The 15,657-nt window shown below is 71.6% G+C and carries 14 protein-coding genes; 9 read left to right on the forward strand and 5 right to left on the reverse strand.

Features of this window, described 5'->3' with window-relative positions:
• The first annotated feature begins 223 nt into the window (after nt 1–223).
• On the forward strand, nt 224–1,801 hold the full coding sequence (locus tag ACO1BR_RS28445; protein ID WP_426797955.1) for an FAD-binding oxidoreductase: 1,578 nt from the start codon (nt 224–226) through the stop codon (nt 1,799–1,801).
• A 97-nt stretch (nt 1,802–1,898) separates the two neighbouring features.
• Here the strand turns inward: ACO1BR_RS28445 and ACO1BR_RS28450 are convergent, their stop codons facing one another.
• Together ACO1BR_RS28450 and ACO1BR_RS28455 are read right to left on the reverse strand one after the other, a co-directional pair.
• Nucleotides 1,899–2,627 (reverse strand): phosphatase PAP2 family protein, encoded by a 729-nt coding sequence (locus ACO1BR_RS28450; protein ID WP_426797956.1) that lies wholly within the window; start codon nt 2,625–2,627, stop codon nt 1,899–1,901.
• Between the two features lie 219 nt (nt 2,628–2,846).
• Nucleotides 2,847–3,836 carry an NlpC/P60 family protein gene (locus ACO1BR_RS28455; protein ID WP_426797957.1) on the reverse strand — a complete coding sequence of 330 codons (990 nt, stop codon included), beginning with the start codon at nt 3,834–3,836 and terminating at the stop codon, nt 2,847–2,849.
• A 216-nt stretch (nt 3,837–4,052) separates the two neighbouring features.
• Between ACO1BR_RS28455 and ACO1BR_RS28460 the strand changes: the two genes are divergently transcribed.
• From ACO1BR_RS28460 to ACO1BR_RS28490, 7 genes are all read left to right on the forward strand, one after another.
• The gene (locus tag ACO1BR_RS28460) at nt 4,053–4,175 is read left to right on the forward strand and encodes a hypothetical protein (protein ID WP_426797958.1); all 123 of its coding nucleotides are present in this window, start codon (nt 4,053–4,055) and stop codon (nt 4,173–4,175) included.
• A gap of 229 nt (nt 4,176–4,404) precedes the next feature.
• Entirely contained in the window at nt 4,405–4,713 is a 309-nt protein-coding gene (locus tag ACO1BR_RS28465; RefSeq protein WP_043265539.1) for a hypothetical protein, read from the forward strand.
• 634 nt (nt 4,714–5,347) lie between these two features.
• The gene (locus ACO1BR_RS28470) at nt 5,348–6,199 is read left to right on the forward strand and encodes a hypothetical protein (RefSeq protein WP_426797959.1); all 852 of its coding nucleotides are present in this window, start codon (nt 5,348–5,350) and stop codon (nt 6,197–6,199) included.
• Nucleotides 6,189–7,499 (forward strand): hypothetical protein, encoded by a 1,311-nt coding sequence (locus tag ACO1BR_RS28475; protein WP_426797960.1) that lies wholly within the window; start codon nt 6,189–6,191, stop codon nt 7,497–7,499. The genes ACO1BR_RS28470 and ACO1BR_RS28475 overlap by 11 nt, the downstream gene beginning before the upstream one ends.
• On the forward strand, nt 7,496–9,058 hold the full coding sequence (locus tag ACO1BR_RS28480; RefSeq protein ID WP_426797961.1) for an SCO6880 family protein: 1,563 nt from the start codon (nt 7,496–7,498) through the stop codon (nt 9,056–9,058). Before ACO1BR_RS28475 ends, ACO1BR_RS28480 begins: the two co-directional genes overlap by 4 nt.
• Before the next feature lie 39 nt (nt 9,059–9,097).
• The gene (locus ACO1BR_RS28485; RefSeq protein WP_426797969.1) at nt 9,098–10,567 is read left to right on the forward strand and encodes an ATP-binding protein; all 1,470 of its coding nucleotides are present in this window, start codon (nt 9,098–9,100) and stop codon (nt 10,565–10,567) included.
• Between the two features lie 161 nt (nt 10,568–10,728).
• Complete coding sequence (locus ACO1BR_RS28490; protein ID WP_426797970.1) at nt 10,729–12,267, forward strand: TraM recognition domain-containing protein; 1,539 nt, start codon at nt 10,729–10,731, stop codon at nt 12,265–12,267.
• A 104-nt stretch (nt 12,268–12,371) separates the two neighbouring features.
• Here the strand turns inward: ACO1BR_RS28490 and ACO1BR_RS28495 are convergent, their stop codons facing one another.
• Both ACO1BR_RS28495 and ACO1BR_RS28500 read right to left on the reverse strand, forming a co-directional pair.
• Nucleotides 12,372–13,031, reverse strand: a complete 660-nt coding sequence (locus ACO1BR_RS28495) for a TetR/AcrR family transcriptional regulator (RefSeq protein ID WP_426797962.1) — start codon at nt 13,029–13,031, stop codon at nt 12,372–12,374.
• Nucleotides 13,028–14,089, reverse strand: a complete 1,062-nt coding sequence (locus ACO1BR_RS28500) for a saccharopine dehydrogenase (protein WP_426797963.1) — start codon at nt 14,087–14,089, stop codon at nt 13,028–13,030. The genes ACO1BR_RS28495 and ACO1BR_RS28500 overlap by 4 nt, the downstream gene beginning before the upstream one ends.
• Nucleotides 14,090–14,207: 118 nt before the next feature.
• Between ACO1BR_RS28500 and ACO1BR_RS28505 the strand changes: the two genes are divergently transcribed.
• Nucleotides 14,208–14,876 carry a 4'-phosphopantetheinyl transferase family protein gene (locus ACO1BR_RS28505; protein WP_426797964.1) on the forward strand — a complete coding sequence of 223 codons (669 nt, stop codon included), beginning with the start codon at nt 14,208–14,210 and terminating at the stop codon, nt 14,874–14,876.
• 48 nt (nt 14,877–14,924) lie between these two features.
• Here the strand turns inward: ACO1BR_RS28505 and ACO1BR_RS28510 are convergent, their stop codons facing one another.
• Complete coding sequence (locus tag ACO1BR_RS28510; RefSeq protein ID WP_426797965.1) at nt 14,925–15,452, reverse strand: GNAT family N-acetyltransferase; 528 nt, start codon at nt 15,450–15,452, stop codon at nt 14,925–14,927.
• Between the last annotated feature and the right edge of the window lie 205 nt (nt 15,453–15,657).

The following is a 15,657-nucleotide window of genomic DNA, read 5'->3' on the forward strand; positions in this document are numbered from 1 at the left end:
CCGTCACCCCCCGCGCCGCATCTGAGTAGTGGGGGACACAAGAGCACCGCGCGGTAACGGATTTCGCTCACGACACCGGACGGCGGGGTGCCCCGGCGGATTTCGGCCACAGGGGAAACGCGGCCCCGCCGGGTGCGGTGTCCCGGCACACGCCCCACGACCACGGCCGGCCCACCGGCCGGCAGGGGCCGGACCGTACGACAACCAAGGGGGATTCATCCCAGTGAAGCGGCGCACACTCCTCACGGCCGGCGGCCTGGCGGCCACCTCCCTCGCCCTGGCCACCGGCTGCGACGGCCCGTCCGGCGGGGCCGACGCCGCCTCCGGCACCACCGCAGGCGCCATGAACACCGCGGCCTCCGCCAAGACCCCCGCCACCCAGGCGTCCTGGAGCGCGCTGGGCAAAAGCCTGGACGGCCCGTTGATACGTGCCTCGGACGCGGCGTACACCACCGCCCGGCGCCTCTACAACACCCGCTACGACGGGCTCAAGCCGTCCGCCATCGCCTATGTGAAGCACCCCGGCGACATCGCCGAATGCCTCTCCTTCGCCCGCCGCTACAACGCCCCGATAGCCATACGCAGCGGCGGCCACTCCTACGCGGGCTACTCCAGCGGCAACGGCAAGCTCATCCTCGACGTCTCCTCGCTCGCCAAGGTCGGCGCGCCCTCCGGCGGCGTCACCCGGATCGGCGCCGGCGCCAAGCTCATCGACGTCTACGAGGGCCTGGCGGCGCACGGGGTGACAGTCCCCGGCGGCTCCTGCCCCACCGTCGGCATATCCGGCCTCACCCTCGGCGGCGGCCACGGCGTGGTCTCCCGGGCGTACGGCCTGACCTGCGACAGCCTGGTCGGCGCCACCGTCGTCACGGCCGACGGAAAGACCGTCGACTGCGACAAGGACCACCACCCCGACCTCTTCTGGGCACTGCGCGGCGCCGGCAACGGCAACTTCGGCGTGGTCACCGAACTCCGCTTCCGTACGCACCCGGCGCCCCGCGCGGTGATGGGGTACATGACCTGGCCGTGGGCCAAGGCCGCGGCGGTGCTGGGCTCCTGGCAGAAGTGGGGCCCGGTGCAGGCCGACGAGATATGGTCCACCGCCCACTTCGACGCCCGGCCCGGCGGCACCCCGGCCGTCTCCGTCGCGGCCTTCTCCCTCGGCAGCCGCGACGACCTCCAGAACGCCGTCGACAGGCTCGCCGACCAGCCGGGCGGCCCCGGCCCGGCCACCTCGGTGCACCTCACCCCGATCGGCTACCTCGACGCGATGGAGACGTACGCCGGCTGCTCCTCCAAGTCGAACGCGCAGTGCCACATGCCGGGTTCGCTGCCCGGCCACACCGGGGACGGCCGGCTGGGCCGGGAGACCTACGCCGCCCGCTCGCACTTCTTCGACCGCTCGCTGTCCGCGGACGGCATCCACACCCTGCTGGCCCAGATAGAGAGCGGCGGGCGCAAGGGCGTCGCCGGCAATGTCGCGCTGACCGCGCTGGGCGGGGCGGTCAACCGCGTGGGCGCCTCGGACACCGCCTTCGTCCACCGCGGATCGCGGTTCCTGGCCCAGTACTTGACGTCCTGGCCGGCCGACGGCACCCCCGGCGCGCGGACCGCCTGGCTGGATGCCTTCCATGGCGCGATGCAGCGCCATTCCTCCGGCGCCGCGTACCAGAACTACACCGACCCCGGTCTGTCCGACTGGAAGTCCGCGTACTACGGCAACGCCGCCACCCGCCTCGCCCAGGTCAAGCAGACCTACGACCCGCAGCGGCTGTTCAGCACCTTCGCCCAGGCGCTCTGAGGCCCCGCGCACGCGGATGGCCCGGCTCCTCCAGGAGGGGCCGGGCCATCCTCGCCCGCCAGGTCTTCGCCGCGCCGTCCGCCGAACTGAACGGCCGTCAGGCCGCCAGGTCCTTGTCCCGCTCGTCGTGCCGCCGCACCGCCGGCTCCGTGGCCACCACCGGGCCGCCCTCACCGCCGCGGCCGGCGGGTGCCGCCTCCGGCGCCGGTACCCCCGGGGCCCGCACCAGCCAGGCCAGCCGCGACCGGCCGACCGCGCTCGCCAGCGGCACCAGCAGCGCCTGCGCGAGCGGCGCCAGCAGCAGCGCGACGGCCGTGCCGAGGGCGAAGCCACCGATGACGTCGGTCGGGTAGTGGACGCCCATGTAGACCCGGCTGAAGCCCTCCAGCAGCGCCAACCCGATCCCGATCAGGCCGTACTTGCGGTGCGCGATGAACAGGCCGACACCGACCGCCATGGTGAGCGTCGCGTGGTCGCTGACGAACGAGAAGTCGGTCTTGCCGGGGATCAGCACGTCGAGTCCGGCGTGCTCCTTGAACGGCCGCGGGCGCTCGACGAAGCCCCGGATCGGGATGTTGGCCAGCAGCGCCAGTCCGGCGGCGAACGGCGCCCACAGCAACCCGGCGATGGCGGCCGGCCCGTCCGGCCTGCGCCGGGCGGCCCACCAGGCGATCAGACACAGCACTCCGAGGGCGGCGACGATGCCGTACTCGCCGAGAAACTCCACCGCGCGGTTGACCCAGTGCGGGGCAGCCTTCGCAAGGCCGTTGATGCCGTCGAGCACGTCGACGTCAGGGTTCGGCCCCTCCAGTGCGAGTCCAGCCATCTGACGTGGCCCCTTATCTTTCGCGCGCGCGAGCGCCGTGGTGTGCTGCCAACCCCCGTTGCCCCGTCGTGTGGTCGTCGAGCGTGTGCGGCCTACGAGCCCTGCTGTGTCCCCACGCCAGGGAAACGCGCCGCCCGCCCCCGGCGTTCCACTCTCCACCGGATGATCACCAGGACGTTATCGAAGCTTGATTCGTCCTCGCAGTTCAGGGCCTTATGTTCACGCAGCGTTTCCGGCGGGGAGCGCTTTCGCGCCATCGGAGGTGACGCGGGTGGCGCCGATGTAGTCCGGCGTGTCGATCTTGTCGAAGCGGATCACCGCCCCGGTGTAGGGCGCGTTGATCATGTACCCGCCGCCCACGTAGATCCCCACGTGGTGGATGGACCGCGGGTCGTTCAGGTCGTTCGCGAAGAACACCAGGTCCCCCGGGAGCAGTTCGTTCCGGTTCGGGTGCGGCCCGGCGTTCCACTGGTCGTTCGCCACCCGCGGCAGCTCGATGCCCACCGAGTGGTACGCGGCCTTCGTCAGCCCGGAGCAGTCGAACCGCCCGCCCTGGTCCGCCGTCCCGTCGCCGCCCCACAGGTAACGCTTGCCCAGCTGCTCCTGCGCGAAGTAGATGGCCGCCGCGGCCTGGTGGGAGGACGCCACCGGCCCGGTCGGCGCCTCGAAGCTCTTGGCCAGCGTCGTGATCGACTTCACGTAGCCCTGCGTCTCGCCGTACGGTGGCACGCCGTTGTACTGGATGACGCGGTACGCACCGGCGTTGTACGCCGCGAGCATGTTCTCCGTCGCGTTGCCCGGCGCGTCCTTCACATAGCGCGCCAGCTCGCAGTCGTACGAGGCCGCCGACGCGATCGCGTCGGCGGGGTTCCATATGTCCTTCTTGCCGTCGCCGTCCCCGTCGACGGCGTGCGCCGCCCAGGTCTCGGGGATGAACTGGGCGATCCCCTGCGCACCCGCCGGACTCTGCGCCCGCGGATTCCAGCCGCTCTCCTGATAGAGCTGCGCGGCCAGCAGCGCCGGGTTGATCGCCGGACAGAGATTGCCCCACTTCTGGACCATCGGCTGGTACGCGGCCGGCACCGCCCCCTTCGCCAGCCCGACCGCCCGGCCGGCCGCCCCCGCCAGCCCCGCCGCCGCACCGTACGTACCGATCACGAGCAGCCCGACCAGGCAGAGCAGCAGCCCCACCCCGATCCCGCTCGCCATCCAGAATTTCCGCACCCCCCAACCCTCCCCCATTCAGGCCCGGTTCACAGCGGTTTCGACGCGCTCCACGCGAGATGCCGCCGCACCGCGGCGCACCCGGCGGCGCAGGGGGCGGCCCGGGGGGCGCTGCCCAGAAGGTGCGATTCCACACATCCCGTACCCCACTGCCGCCGGATGAGCGACACTGCACGGACGACGCGAGACAGGGCGGGAGCAGTGGACCCCAACAATCCGAAGCAGCAGAGCCGGCACCTCTGGTTCCGGGTGGGCTATTTCCTCTTCGCCATCCACCTGGTGGCGCTCCTCATGATCTTCGCGATGTCGCACGCCCCCCAATAGACCGACACCCGGCGATCATTGCTCAGCGTTATGCACCGTGATACACACGGTGAGACAATGCGGCCCCACGGGCGGCACCCGCCTCCCCGCACACGCCACTCCCACGGGATCCGTCAAAGAAAGCCGCCGAGTCGCCATCTGATGGCGACTTTGTCAGCGAAGATAGAGAGCGATCCGCGCCGTGCGGCGCGGGCACACAACTACCCATAATAGGGCGGTGAGTTCACACATGTTCATGGCGGCCTCAAAAGGCGACATCACCACCATCATCGGCGGAATCGCCCCGGACTGGGGGCCGTTCGGCAGCCTGGGCAACGAGGCGCGCGTCATGGTCGAAGTGATCATGGCGGTCGCGATCCTGCTCTGCCTCGGCATCGCCATCTGGGGCGCCGCCAAGCAGCGCATCGGCGCCACCGCGCTCCGCGACACCTTCAGCGCCGAACAGGGCAAGGGCCTCATCGTGGCCGGCCTCACCGGCGTCTTCATCATCGGGTCCCTGGGCACACTGTTCACCATCGTCTACGGCATGGCGGTCTAGCCCTCCACCCAGCCCCCCAGCACGGCGGCCGGACACCTCGGCCACCGGACGTCTCCGGCGCCCCTCAGACGGGGCCGGGCCCCCACCCCTGCGCCCTGCCCCTCGCCACCGGTCACCACACCGCGCATCCAGGCACGCGCCCGTCCCGGCGCCGCCACCCCTGCGCCCCCGCCCGCCATCTCTCCGCCGCCCCGTGCCCACTCGTACCCCCACAGGTCCCACCTCCCCGCCCGAGGCCCCATGCTGACGTCCACTCACCCCGGTCCGACGGGCCCCGTGCCACGGTTGTGCCACCCCCGCCACCAGCGGGCCGATTGGGCTGCCCGCACCGCGGGGACAGGTGCATCCGGGGGCCAGTCCGGAAACAGGTCCGCAGGCGGGTCCGGAACCGCGTCCGGAGTCAAGTGCGGACACCAGCAGGCCGTGGCGGACGCCGGGGGGACGATGGGCACAAACAGCCCAGAGTCCCCCATTCGCCGCTGCCGCCCAGCATCTGAGGAACCGTCACCGTGAGATGTACTCGTACCACTTCGCCCGAGCCGCCGCCCACGCGGCTACGGTCATATGAAGGCGGCACAACAACAGCACGGACGGCGGCAGCGGCGACGGCGGCGGCAGAGGGGGCGCAGACGCGATGAGCATCGGCGAAGACGGCGGCTACGGCGACGACCGTGGCTCCGGCACGGGTCAGACACGAACCAGACTCCCCGACGGCGAGGGCGACCCCTACAGCGCGGCCCGCCGTTCCCGGTCCGGCCTCTCCAGCCGCAACCTCGTCACGATCGTCGGCGTGGTCGTACTGCTGATCGCGGCCATCGCCTTCGCCAACCGCGGCGGCAGCGGCAACAGCGAGACCGCCGCCGGCTCCGGCGACTCCGCCAAGGGCCCGGCCGCCGCCCAACCGACGGCCCCCACCGGCACGAAGCCGGTCACCGGCAAGAACGGCGGCATCGCCTCGGGCTTCGCCAAGACCCAGCAGGGGGCGGAGTCTGCGGCGGCCAATTATGCGGTGGTGTTGGGGTCCACCAACATGTTCAACACGGACCAGCGGCACCAGATCGTCAATGCCGTCATGGCTCCGTCGGCCGTTGCCGCATTCCAGGACAAGCTCGACAAGGCGTACACGCCGGACTTCTTCAAGAACGTCGGTCTGAAGCCTGACGGAACCGCGCCGGCCGGCATGACGTTCGTCTCCCGCACCATCCCGGTCGGTACGAAGGCGACGGCCTTCTCCGCCGACCGGGCAACGGTCGAGGTGTGGTGCACCGGCCTGCTCGGCATGGCCGGCGACGGATCCACCAAGCCGGTCACCACCAGCTGGTTCACCATCACCATGCAGCTCACTTGGACCGGCAACGACTGGAAGTCGCTGGCGCATTCACAGAAGGACGGCCCTGCGCCGGTCAGTGGCGATGTCCCCGCGTCCGGGGCGAAGGAGATCGCGGGAGCGGTCCAAGGGTATGGAGGTTTCACGTATGCCCGGTAGCCCGCAGCGCCGCCGCGCTTTTTCCCTCGCGTCCGCGGTGACAGCTGTCCAGGTCGCGGCGATTCTCCTTTCGGCCCGCGCCTTCGCCGCCCCGACCCCGACGCCCAGCAACAACCCCTGCGACCTGATCCACGGCCCCGCCAAGGACTACTGCCAATCCGGCGACAAAGCCGGTTCCGGGGCGCCGAAGTTGCCGACGAACAATCCGCTCGACAACAACCCCCTCGATCCCCTCGACTCGTTGGCCAAGGGGTGTGCGAAAGCCGCCGCGTGGATTGTCAACAAGCTGTCGGAGGCGGTGAATGCCACCTCTCAGGTGGATTTCACGAATGCCGCGTTCCTGCGGCAGTACGCGGTCGTCTTCGCCGCGTCCACCGTGCTCACGCTCGTGCTGTGGCTGCTCGCCGTGGCCAAGCGGGCGGTGCGCGGGGTGCGGCTCACGGAGGCGATCAGTGAAGCCGTCGGGTTTCTCTGGCTGACCGTACTGGCGTCCGCGTTCACGCCGTTGATTCTCTACACGGTGGTCTCGGCGACCGACGGGGTCACCGAGATCATCGCGAAGGCGACGGGGGCCCAGACCGATACGTTCTTCGGGGCGTTCTCGCAGGCGCTGACCAAGGGGACGGACATCGGCGGCGGGCCGATCATGCTGATCGTGGTCGCGCTGGTGTCCGTGCTGGCCGCGGGGGTGCTCTGGCTGGAGCTGGTGATCCGGGCCGCGCTGCTGTACGTGGGGGCGTTGCTGGGGACCGTGGTGTACGCCGGGCTGGTCGACAAGAACATGTGGGGGCATGTCCGGCGCTGGGCGGGCATCATGATCGCGGTGATCCTGGTCAAACCGGTGATCGTGATCGTGCTGGGAGTCGCCGGGGCACTGTCCGGTGACAAGGGGCCGAACGCGTTCTCGGCCGTGGTGTCCGGGCTGGCCATCATTGTGCTGGCGATCTTCGCCAGTGCGGTGATCTACCGCTTCGTGCCCGGGTTCGGGGACGAGATGGTGTCGGCGCGGACGAACAAGGGCCGGGCCACGGACGGCAGTCAGGCGGCTGCGATGATCTCCTCCCCGGCGGCGCTGGTGTCGCAGGGGATCAAGACGCACAGTTCCCGCCGCTCCGGCGGGGACGGCGGCGGCCAGCCGCAGGGCGGGCAGTCCCGGCCGGCCGACGCGGTGGCCGGCGGGGTGTCCGCGCACGGTTCCCGTACCGGCGGCGGCTCGTCCACACCCGCTCCGGTGCCCCGTCCGAACCCCGGTCCGAGCGGCGCCCGCACCGGCAGGACAGCAGGAGGTGAGGGGCGTTGAGCACGCCGTCCCATCCGATCGCGCCGCGGCGCACCTATTTGATCGGGCGCGCCCGGCCCAATGCCATCGTGGGCAAGAACCGCGAGACCGGCGAGATCGCGCTGATCATCGTGGGGGCGTTCCTGGGCATGATGTGCGGGCTGCTGGTGCCCTCGCTGCCGTTGCGGATCGCGTCGCTGACGGGCTTTCCGATGGTGGGGCTCGCCGCGGTGTATGTGCCGTACAAGGGGCGGACGTTCTACAAGTGGTTTGAGATTCGCCGGAGTTTTCGGCGTACGGTGCGTAATGGGGCGGTTTACCGCTCCGGTGCTGCGGAGGCTGGCGTGCGGCTTGACGGACGGGAAGTGGAGATCGGGCCACCGCCCGGTATCGGGCGGATCAACTGGCTGGCGGCGCCGTTCGGGCCGGACGAGATCGCGGTGCTGCTGCATGCCGACCGGCGGACGGTGACGGCCGCCATCGAGATCGAGGGGCCGGGCGTCGGGCTGCGGGACAGCGAGGACCAGGAGGCCCTGGTCGACCGGTTCGGCACGCTGCTCAAGCATGTGGCCAACGGGGACGGGTTCGTGACCCGGTTGCAGATGCTGGCACGGACGCTGCCCGCCGACCCGGACGCGCATGCCAAGGACGTCGCCCAGCGCGGGGACGCCCAGTCCCCCCGCTGGTTGCAGGAGTCGTACGACCAGTTGCAGTCCATGGTCTCCACGTCCTCCGAGCAGCACCGGGCGTATCTGGTGGCCTGTATGCACTACACGCGCGAACTGGCGGCCGAGGCGCACGCCATGGCGCGGGCCGCGCGGGCGACCCGCGGCGGGCTGCTGCGCCAGAAGCTGGACCGGGACGCGGGTCTCGCGGTGGTGATGGCCCGTGAGTTGACCGATATCTGCGCCCGGCTGGCGGAGGCGGACATCCGGGTCCGCCAGCCGCTGGGGCAGGCCCGGTTGGCGTCGCTGGTGCACTCGATGTACGACCCGGACCACCCGATCGACCATATCCAGGCGATGAGTCGGCGCAACGCCTGGCCGGCCGAGCTGGACGCGATGGAGCCGACCTATCTCCAGGCGAAGACCCGGGAGTCGTCGACGCGGGCGCCGTGGTGCCACGCCACCGCCTGGGTCAAGGAGTGGCCGCTGACCCCGGTGGGCGTCAACTTCCTGGCCCCGCTGCTGGTGCACACCCCGGATGTGATCCGTACGGTCGCGGTCTGCATGGACCTGGAGCCCACCGAGGTCGCCATCGAGCGGATGCTGACGGAGAAGACCAACGACGACGCGGAGGCCAGCCGTGCGGCGAAGATGAACCGGGTGGTGGACCCGCGGGACGTCGCGCACCACGGGCGGGTCGACCAGCGCGGCGAGGACCTGGCGTCCGGCGCGGCCGGGGTCAACCTCGTCGGCTACATCACCGTCTCGTCCCGTTCACCCGAGGCGCTGGCCCGCGACAAGCGGACCATCCGGGCCTCGGCCGGCAAGTCCTACCTCAAGCTGGAGTGGTGCGACCGTGAGCACCACCGGGCGTTTGTGAACACCCTTCCGTTCGCGACCGGTATCCGCCGCTGAAACGCCGCTGAAGCCCTGGGAGGCGCGTACGTCATGGCCATGCTCGATCCGCTCGGTGCCCTCACCGAGGCCTTCACCAGCTTCCTGTTCGGGAAGGTGGAGACGACACGGCTGCCCGTACGCACCTCCACCGGCCAGGCGCAGGCGGTCTATCTGCCCACCGCCGCCCCCGGCCTCGGCGACTCCGGCGTGATCATCGGCCGCGAGGTCTACAGCGGCAAGGGCTATATCTACGACCCCTTCCAGTTGTACGGGCAGCAGCTGCCGGCCCCGCACTGGCTGGTGCTCGGCGAGTCCGGCAACGGCAAGTCCGCGCTGGAGAAGACCTATGTCCTGCGGCAGTTGCGGTTCCGCGACCGGCAGGTGGTCGTGCTGGACGCCCAGGGCGAGGACGGCGTCGGCGAGTGGAACCTGATCGCCCAGGAGCTGGGGATAACCCCCATCCGGCTGGACCCGACGGCCGCCCTGAACGGCGGGATCCGGCTCAACCCGCTCGACCCCTCCATCACCACCACCGGCCAGCTGGCCCTGCTCCGGACGATCATCGAGGTCGCGATGGGGCACGGCCTGGACGAGCGCTCCGGCTTCGCGCTGAAGGTCGCGCATGCCGCGGTACTCAGCGAGCACGAGGACACGGAGGGCGGGGACGACGACGAGGCCCCGGTATCCCGGCCGCGGCGGCAGCCGGTGCTCACGGACATCGTCGAGCAACTGCGGCACCCCGAGCCGGCCTCCGCCGAGGCGATGAACGTCGACATAGACGACGTCCGCGCCTGGGGCCTGGACGTGGCGCTGGTGCTGGACCGGCTGGTCGACGGCGACCTGCGCGGGATGTTCGACGGCCCGACGACGGCGGGCATCGACCTGGACGCGCCGCTCATCGTCTTCGACCTGTCCCACATCGACCGCAACTCCATCGCGATGCCGATCCTGATGGCGATCGTCGGCGTCTGGCTGGAACACACCTGGATCCGCCCGGACCGCAAGAAGCGCATCTTCCTGGTCGAGGAAGCCTGGCACATCATCAACTCCCCGTTCGTGGCGCAGCTCTTCCAGCGCCTGCTGAAGTTCGGCCGGCGACTGGGCCTGTCGTTCGTGGCGGTGGTCCACCACCTCAGCGACGTGGTCGACGGGGCGGCGGCGAAGGAGGCCGCGGCGATCCTGAAGATGGCGTCCACCCGCACCATCTACGCCCAGAAGGCGGACGAGGCGCGAGCCACGGGGCGGGTGCTCGGCCTGCCCCGCTGGGCCGTGGAGATCATCCCGACGCTGACCCCCGGTATCGCCGTCTGGGACGTCAACGGCAACGTCCAGGTCGTCAAGCACCTCATCACCGAGGCCGAGCGCCCGCTGGTCTACACCGACCGGGCGATGACCGAGTCCTCCGCCCTGCCGACGGACGAGGCGCGGGCGATCTCGCTGGCGGCGGACGCGGAGGCCGAGGCGCGCGCCGAAGCCATCGCGATGGAACGGCAGTTGAGAGACGAGTCGAGCGAGACGGTGGCGTGACGCGCGGATACGACGAGGACGGATACGGCCGCCCACGGTACGACGACGGCCGCGGCCGGGACTACGACGACCGGGGCTACGACGACCGGGGCTACGACCGCAGAGGCTACGGCGGCGGCTACCGCGAGGGCCCCGGCGGCGACCGGCCCAGAGGGCGGGGCATCCCCGACTCCCTGCTGGTCGGGCTGCTGGCCTTCCTGCTGGGGCTGACCCTGGTGGTGTGGACGGCGACCGGACTGGCCGGGCTGTTCGCGCACGGTGCCTGGCCGGACGGCGTCTCGTATCCCGGTACGCCGATCGCGCTGCAGCATCTGGTCTCGGCGCCGCACGACATCACGGCCGCCTGGCCCGGCACCCCGAAGGACCAACTCCCGGGATACGGCCTGTTCTGGGGCATCTTCATCGGTGAGCTGATGGTGCTGCTGGTGCTGTCGATCTTCACGCTGGGCACCATCGCCCGCTACCGGGCCGTGCGGGCGGCGCGGCGGGCGAAGCGGCGCCGGGAGCGGGGCGGAGCACCGGGCACCGCGGAGCCGGCCGCGCGGGAGACCGTACGCGAGGCGCCGCCGGTAGCGCCACCCGCAGCGGCACCGGCCGCGACGCCCGCCGCCGCCCGGGAGACCCCGCCCGCGGAGCCGGCGGCCCCGGCGGTTCCGGTGTCCCCGGCGGTGGCGGAACCGGTCCCCCTCGCCGTCCCCGCCGCCGTCCCCGAGCAGCGCGCGACAGCCGCCCCCCATGGCCCGGAGCCCACCCCCGCCGCGGAACCCGCCCTGCCCCGCGTGCAGTTCGGCAGCGACCGCGCGGTCGCCCGGGCCGCGGCCCTGGCCGCCGCCACCGCCGCCCCCGGGCCCCTGATCGTCGCCACCACCGACCCCGCCCTGTGGTCCGAGACCAAGGACGCCCGCGCCAAGCTGGGCCCGGTGCTGGCCTACGACCCCACGCACCGCCTGGACACCCCGGCCCGGCTGCGCTGGTCGCCCACCTCCGGGTGCGAGGACATCGCCACCGCCACCGCCCGCGCCACCGCCCTGCTGGCCCCCGTACGCCCGGCGAGCACCCTGGACTCGGCGGTCGCGGACGCCGCGCAGACACTGCTGCGCTGCTGGCTGCACGCCGCGGCGCTGGACGGCCGCCCGTTCCGCCAGCTGCACCGCTGGGCGCACGCCGCCGGCGCCGCGCAGGAGCCGGTGAAGATCCTGCGCACCCACCCCAAGACGTCCGCCGGCCAGGCGGGCGAGCTGGAGTCGGCGCTCACCGCGCATGCCGAACGCCGGGAAATGGCCAAGGAGTTGGTCGGCCGCGCGCTGACCGCGCTCTCCTCGATCCATATCCGCGACTCCAGCAATCCGCTGCGATCGGATGCGCTCGTTCTTGAATCATTCATCGATGAGGGGGGAACGCTTTACCTGGTGGGCGAGTCCATCGAGGATCCGCGCACCGACCCGGGTGCGATGCCGCTGATCACCGCACTCCTCTCGCACGTGGTCGAGCACGGCCGCCGCATGGCCGAACGGTCATCTGACGGTCGGCTCGACCCACCACTCACCCTCGTCCTGGACGACATCGCGGCGCTCGCCCCGCTGCCCGCCCTTCCCGGGCTGCTCACGACGGGCCGCTCGCGCGGTCTGCTGACCCTGGCCACCATGCGCTCGCGGGAACAGGCCCGCGCCCGCTGGCCGCAGGACGCCCTGCCGATCTGAGGGACCGTCACGGTGCCGAGTTCGGCACCGTGTCATGGCCCGCGAACAAGCCGCCCGCCCGACACCACCGGACGGCGGCCACACCGCCCCGCCGCCCCGGCACCTCAGTCGTGGAGCAACCGCACGGCCTGCTGCGTGAGTTGTGCGTCCATCGCGCCCGACCGGCTCCCGGCGATCCCCGACCTCATCAGGGCCGCCCCCTCGACCAACGCCACAAACGTCTCGGCCCGCGCCCGGCACAGCTCGGCCGACCAGTGCGGCCGCCCCTGCTGCACATACGCCTCCACATGGGCCACGTACTTCCGGTAGAACTCCCGGACCACCGCGGCGATCTCGTCGTCCCGCGCCGCCAACGCCCACACCTCGACATACAGCCGGACCAGCTGCGGATCCTCCTGCTCGGCCAGCACCACCGCCACCACGTCGGCGGGGTTCGCCCGGCCCTCCTGGATCTCGATGACCGACGGATCGTCCCGCTTCAGCCGCAGCCCGGTCGTCTCCGCCAGCCGCTCCAGCGACCGGTCCAGTGCCCGCTCCAGTACGGCCTTTATCAAGTCCGCCCGGGTCGGGAAGTAGTGCTGCAGATGCCCGACCCGCACCCCCGCCTCACCGGCGATGGCCCGCAGCGACGCATCCGCGTTCCCCTTGGCGACCAGCACGGTCTCCGCGGCGTCCAGCAGACTCGTCCGCCGGATACTCCCCTGCCGCGTCAACTGCGGCTTGCCGCCGGCGCGCTTCTCGCTCTCCTCGCTCTCCTCGCTCATGACACCGCGACCTCGACCCCCGCCTTCTCCAGCGCCGAGACGACGTCCTGTGGCACCGGCGTCATCTCGGGGAACACCACCCCGCCCGGCGCCGCGGCACCGTCCTCGCCCAGCACCCGGCGCAGCCCCAACAGCCCGCCCAGCGCGGTCAGATGAGCCTGCCCCGCGGTGTCCTGCAGCACGGCGGTACGGCGCTCGCCGGCCCGCCCCCGGACATCGATCCGCAGCAGCGCACTGCCGCCCTCGCCCGGCGAGTACAGCATCGACCGCCGGGGCTTCTCGAACCTGTCGCCCCGCCCCCACCGGAAGAACCCGGTCTTCTTCAGCGCGAGCAGCGAGGACGTCGACGAGTTGGCGCTGAACCCGATCCGGGTGATCGCCGTGTCGACCCCCAGCGCCAGCGGCAGCGTGAACTGCTCCGGCGTGTCGATCCGCGCCACCTTCGTCCGGTGCTCACCGATCGCCACGTAACCGGCCCCGGTCAACGGCATGATCATCCGCCGCCGGCCGTCCTCGGTCACCTCGTAGTCCAGCCCCAGCCGGTCCATGAACTCCACCGAGTCGGTCCCCGCCCGGTCCTTGAGGTCGTACCGGACGGCGATCTCCACCGCCGACGCCCCACCCAGCTCGGCCGCCAGCGCCGCGGTGACCAGCGCGGTCACCCCGCCCATCCAGCTCGACGACAGCAGCACCGGCGCCTTCGGCGGATGCACCGCCGCCACCGCCGTCGCCCGCTGCAACCGCGCCGTCCACCGGGTGATGTCCACATACGGCACACCCCCGCGGATCGCCGCCCGCAGCACCCGGTCCTCCGGGTCGTTCACCGTAGTGATCACGGCCCGCACCCGCGCCGAGAACGGCTCCGGATCACCGAGATCCCAGCGCCGCACCTCCGCACCGACCTCATCGGCCAGCGCCCGCCCCTTCTCCGGCGTACGCCCCGTGAGCAGCAACGGCCAAGAGGGAGCGGCAAGCCGGGCCAGCTCGCCGCCGACGGTCCCGTAACCGCCGACCACGAGCACCGGACCTGTCACATCAAGCTGGATGTCATCGTCCACACCGCAGACACTAGGTCACGCGACCTAGAATCTCCACCCGCCTCTGTCGGCCACGTCACATAAAGTCGCAAGCCCACCGCCCCGCCGACCGGCAGCCACATCAGAGGAGTTGGGCCCGATGCTCATCGAGAACGTCCTCCCCCCGACCGCCATCGGCGAGGACGCCCTCGGCGACCCGCCCCCGGCCACGTCCCCGCCCCTCTTCCCCGTCGAGGAACAGCAGATCGCCCACGCCGGCGACAAGCGCCGCCGCGAATTCACCACCGCCCGCCAGTGCGCCCACCGCGCCCTGACCCGCCTGGGCCTCCCGCCCACACCCCTGCCCCCGGACCCCACCGGCGCCCCCGCCTGGCCCCCCGGCATCACCGGCAGCATCACCCACTGCGACGGCTACCGCGCCGCCGCCGTGGCCCACACCACCGACATCCCCCACCTCGGCATCGACGCCGAGCCGCACGCCCCGCTACCGCCCACCGTCCGCGAGGGCATCACCACCCCCGCCGAACGCACCCACCTCCACCAACTCCACGGCGCCCACCCCGACATCCACTGGGACCGCCTCCTCTTCAGCGCCAAGGAGTCCGTCTACAAAACCTGTTCCCGCCTCGCCCCCCGCCCCCTCCAGTTCCAGGACGCCGAGATCACCTTCGCCCCCGACACCCACACCTTCACCGCCCGCCTCCTCCTGCCCTGGCCCGCCGACGTCCCCGCCCCCCTCCTCACCGGCCGCTGGCACACCTCCCACGGCATCGCCCTCACCGCCACCACCCTCCCCCGCCCCACCTGACGCCCCTCACCCCGTGCTCACCGCCTACTTGGCCTACTTGCTCACCCCCTACGCCGCCCTCCGCACCACCATCTCCACCTCCCGCGCCGCCGCGTTCTTCGGATCAGCCATCGTCCGCCCGCTCGCCACGAACCCCAGCCCCCGATACAGCCCCGCGGCCCGCCCGTTCTCCTCATGCACCCACAGCCGTACGCACTCCACGACCGGCTCCGCCAACCCCCACGCCCACTCCATGGCGGCCCCGAACAACCCCCGCGCCAGCCCCGTCCCCCGATACTCCGGCCGCACGTACACCCCCACGACGTCCACCGCCGGCCCGGCCCCGCTCCCCTCGACGAACGCCGTCACCATCCCACCCCAACGGCCACCCCCGTCCTCCCCGACGAACGTGACGATCTCCCGCCCCTCCGCACTCCACCGCGCCCGCTCCCGCCACTCCTCATCCGGCAGCGCCGACGCCTTCTCCAAGGTCTGGTTGAACGCAACGTCCGCCACCGGATCCGCCAACGCCGCCAGCCGCAAATCCCTGAGCCGCCGCCACTCGTCCGCCCGCACCGCCCTGATCAGGTAATCCATCACCACACCTTCCCAGCGCCCGCACCCGGCCGGCGGCACAACGCAAAAAAGCCCCGCCGGAAACCGAAGTTCCCAACGGGGCTTGCCACACAGGGCTTTCCCACCATCAGGGCTTACCCGCAAACACAGAAAGGCCCCGCACCATACGGTGCGGGGCCTCCCCACAAAGATTGTTCGGCGGCGTCCTACTCTCCCACAGGGTCCC

The organism is Streptomyces sp. YGL11-2, from assembly GCF_050054615.1.
Lineage (GTDB): Bacteria > Actinomycetota > Actinomycetes > Streptomycetales > Streptomycetaceae > Streptomyces.

Bases quoted from the DNA above. Each gene is read 5' to 3' on its own strand.
- ACO1BR_RS28450 (WP_426797956.1), bottom strand. From the start codon at position 2,627: ATGGCTGGACTCGCACTGGAGGGGCCGAACCCTGACGTCGACGTGCTC.
- ACO1BR_RS28455 (WP_426797957.1), bottom strand. From the start codon at position 3,836: ATGGCGAGCGGGATCGGGGTGGGGCTGCTGCTCTGCCTGGTCGGGCTG.
- ACO1BR_RS28465 (WP_043265539.1), top strand. From the start codon at position 4,405: ATGTTCATGGCGGCCTCAAAAGGCGACATCACCACCATCATCGGCGGA.
- ACO1BR_RS28470 (WP_426797959.1), top strand. From the start codon at position 5,348: ATGAGCATCGGCGAAGACGGCGGCTACGGCGACGACCGTGGCTCCGGC.
- ACO1BR_RS28475 (WP_426797960.1), top strand. From the start codon at position 6,189: ATGCCCGGTAGCCCGCAGCGCCGCCGCGCTTTTTCCCTCGCGTCCGCG.
- ACO1BR_RS28485 (WP_426797969.1), top strand. From the start codon at position 9,098: ATGCTCGATCCGCTCGGTGCCCTCACCGAGGCCTTCACCAGCTTCCTG.
- ACO1BR_RS28495 (WP_426797962.1), bottom strand. From the start codon at position 13,031: ATGAGCGAGGAGAGCGAGGAGAGCGAGAAGCGCGCCGGCGGCAAGCCG.
- ACO1BR_RS28505 (WP_426797964.1), top strand. From the start codon at position 14,208: ATGCTCATCGAGAACGTCCTCCCCCCGACCGCCATCGGCGAGGACGCC.
- ACO1BR_RS28510 (WP_426797965.1), bottom strand. From the start codon at position 15,452: ATGGATTACCTGATCAGGGCGGTGCGGGCGGACGAGTGGCGGCGGCTC.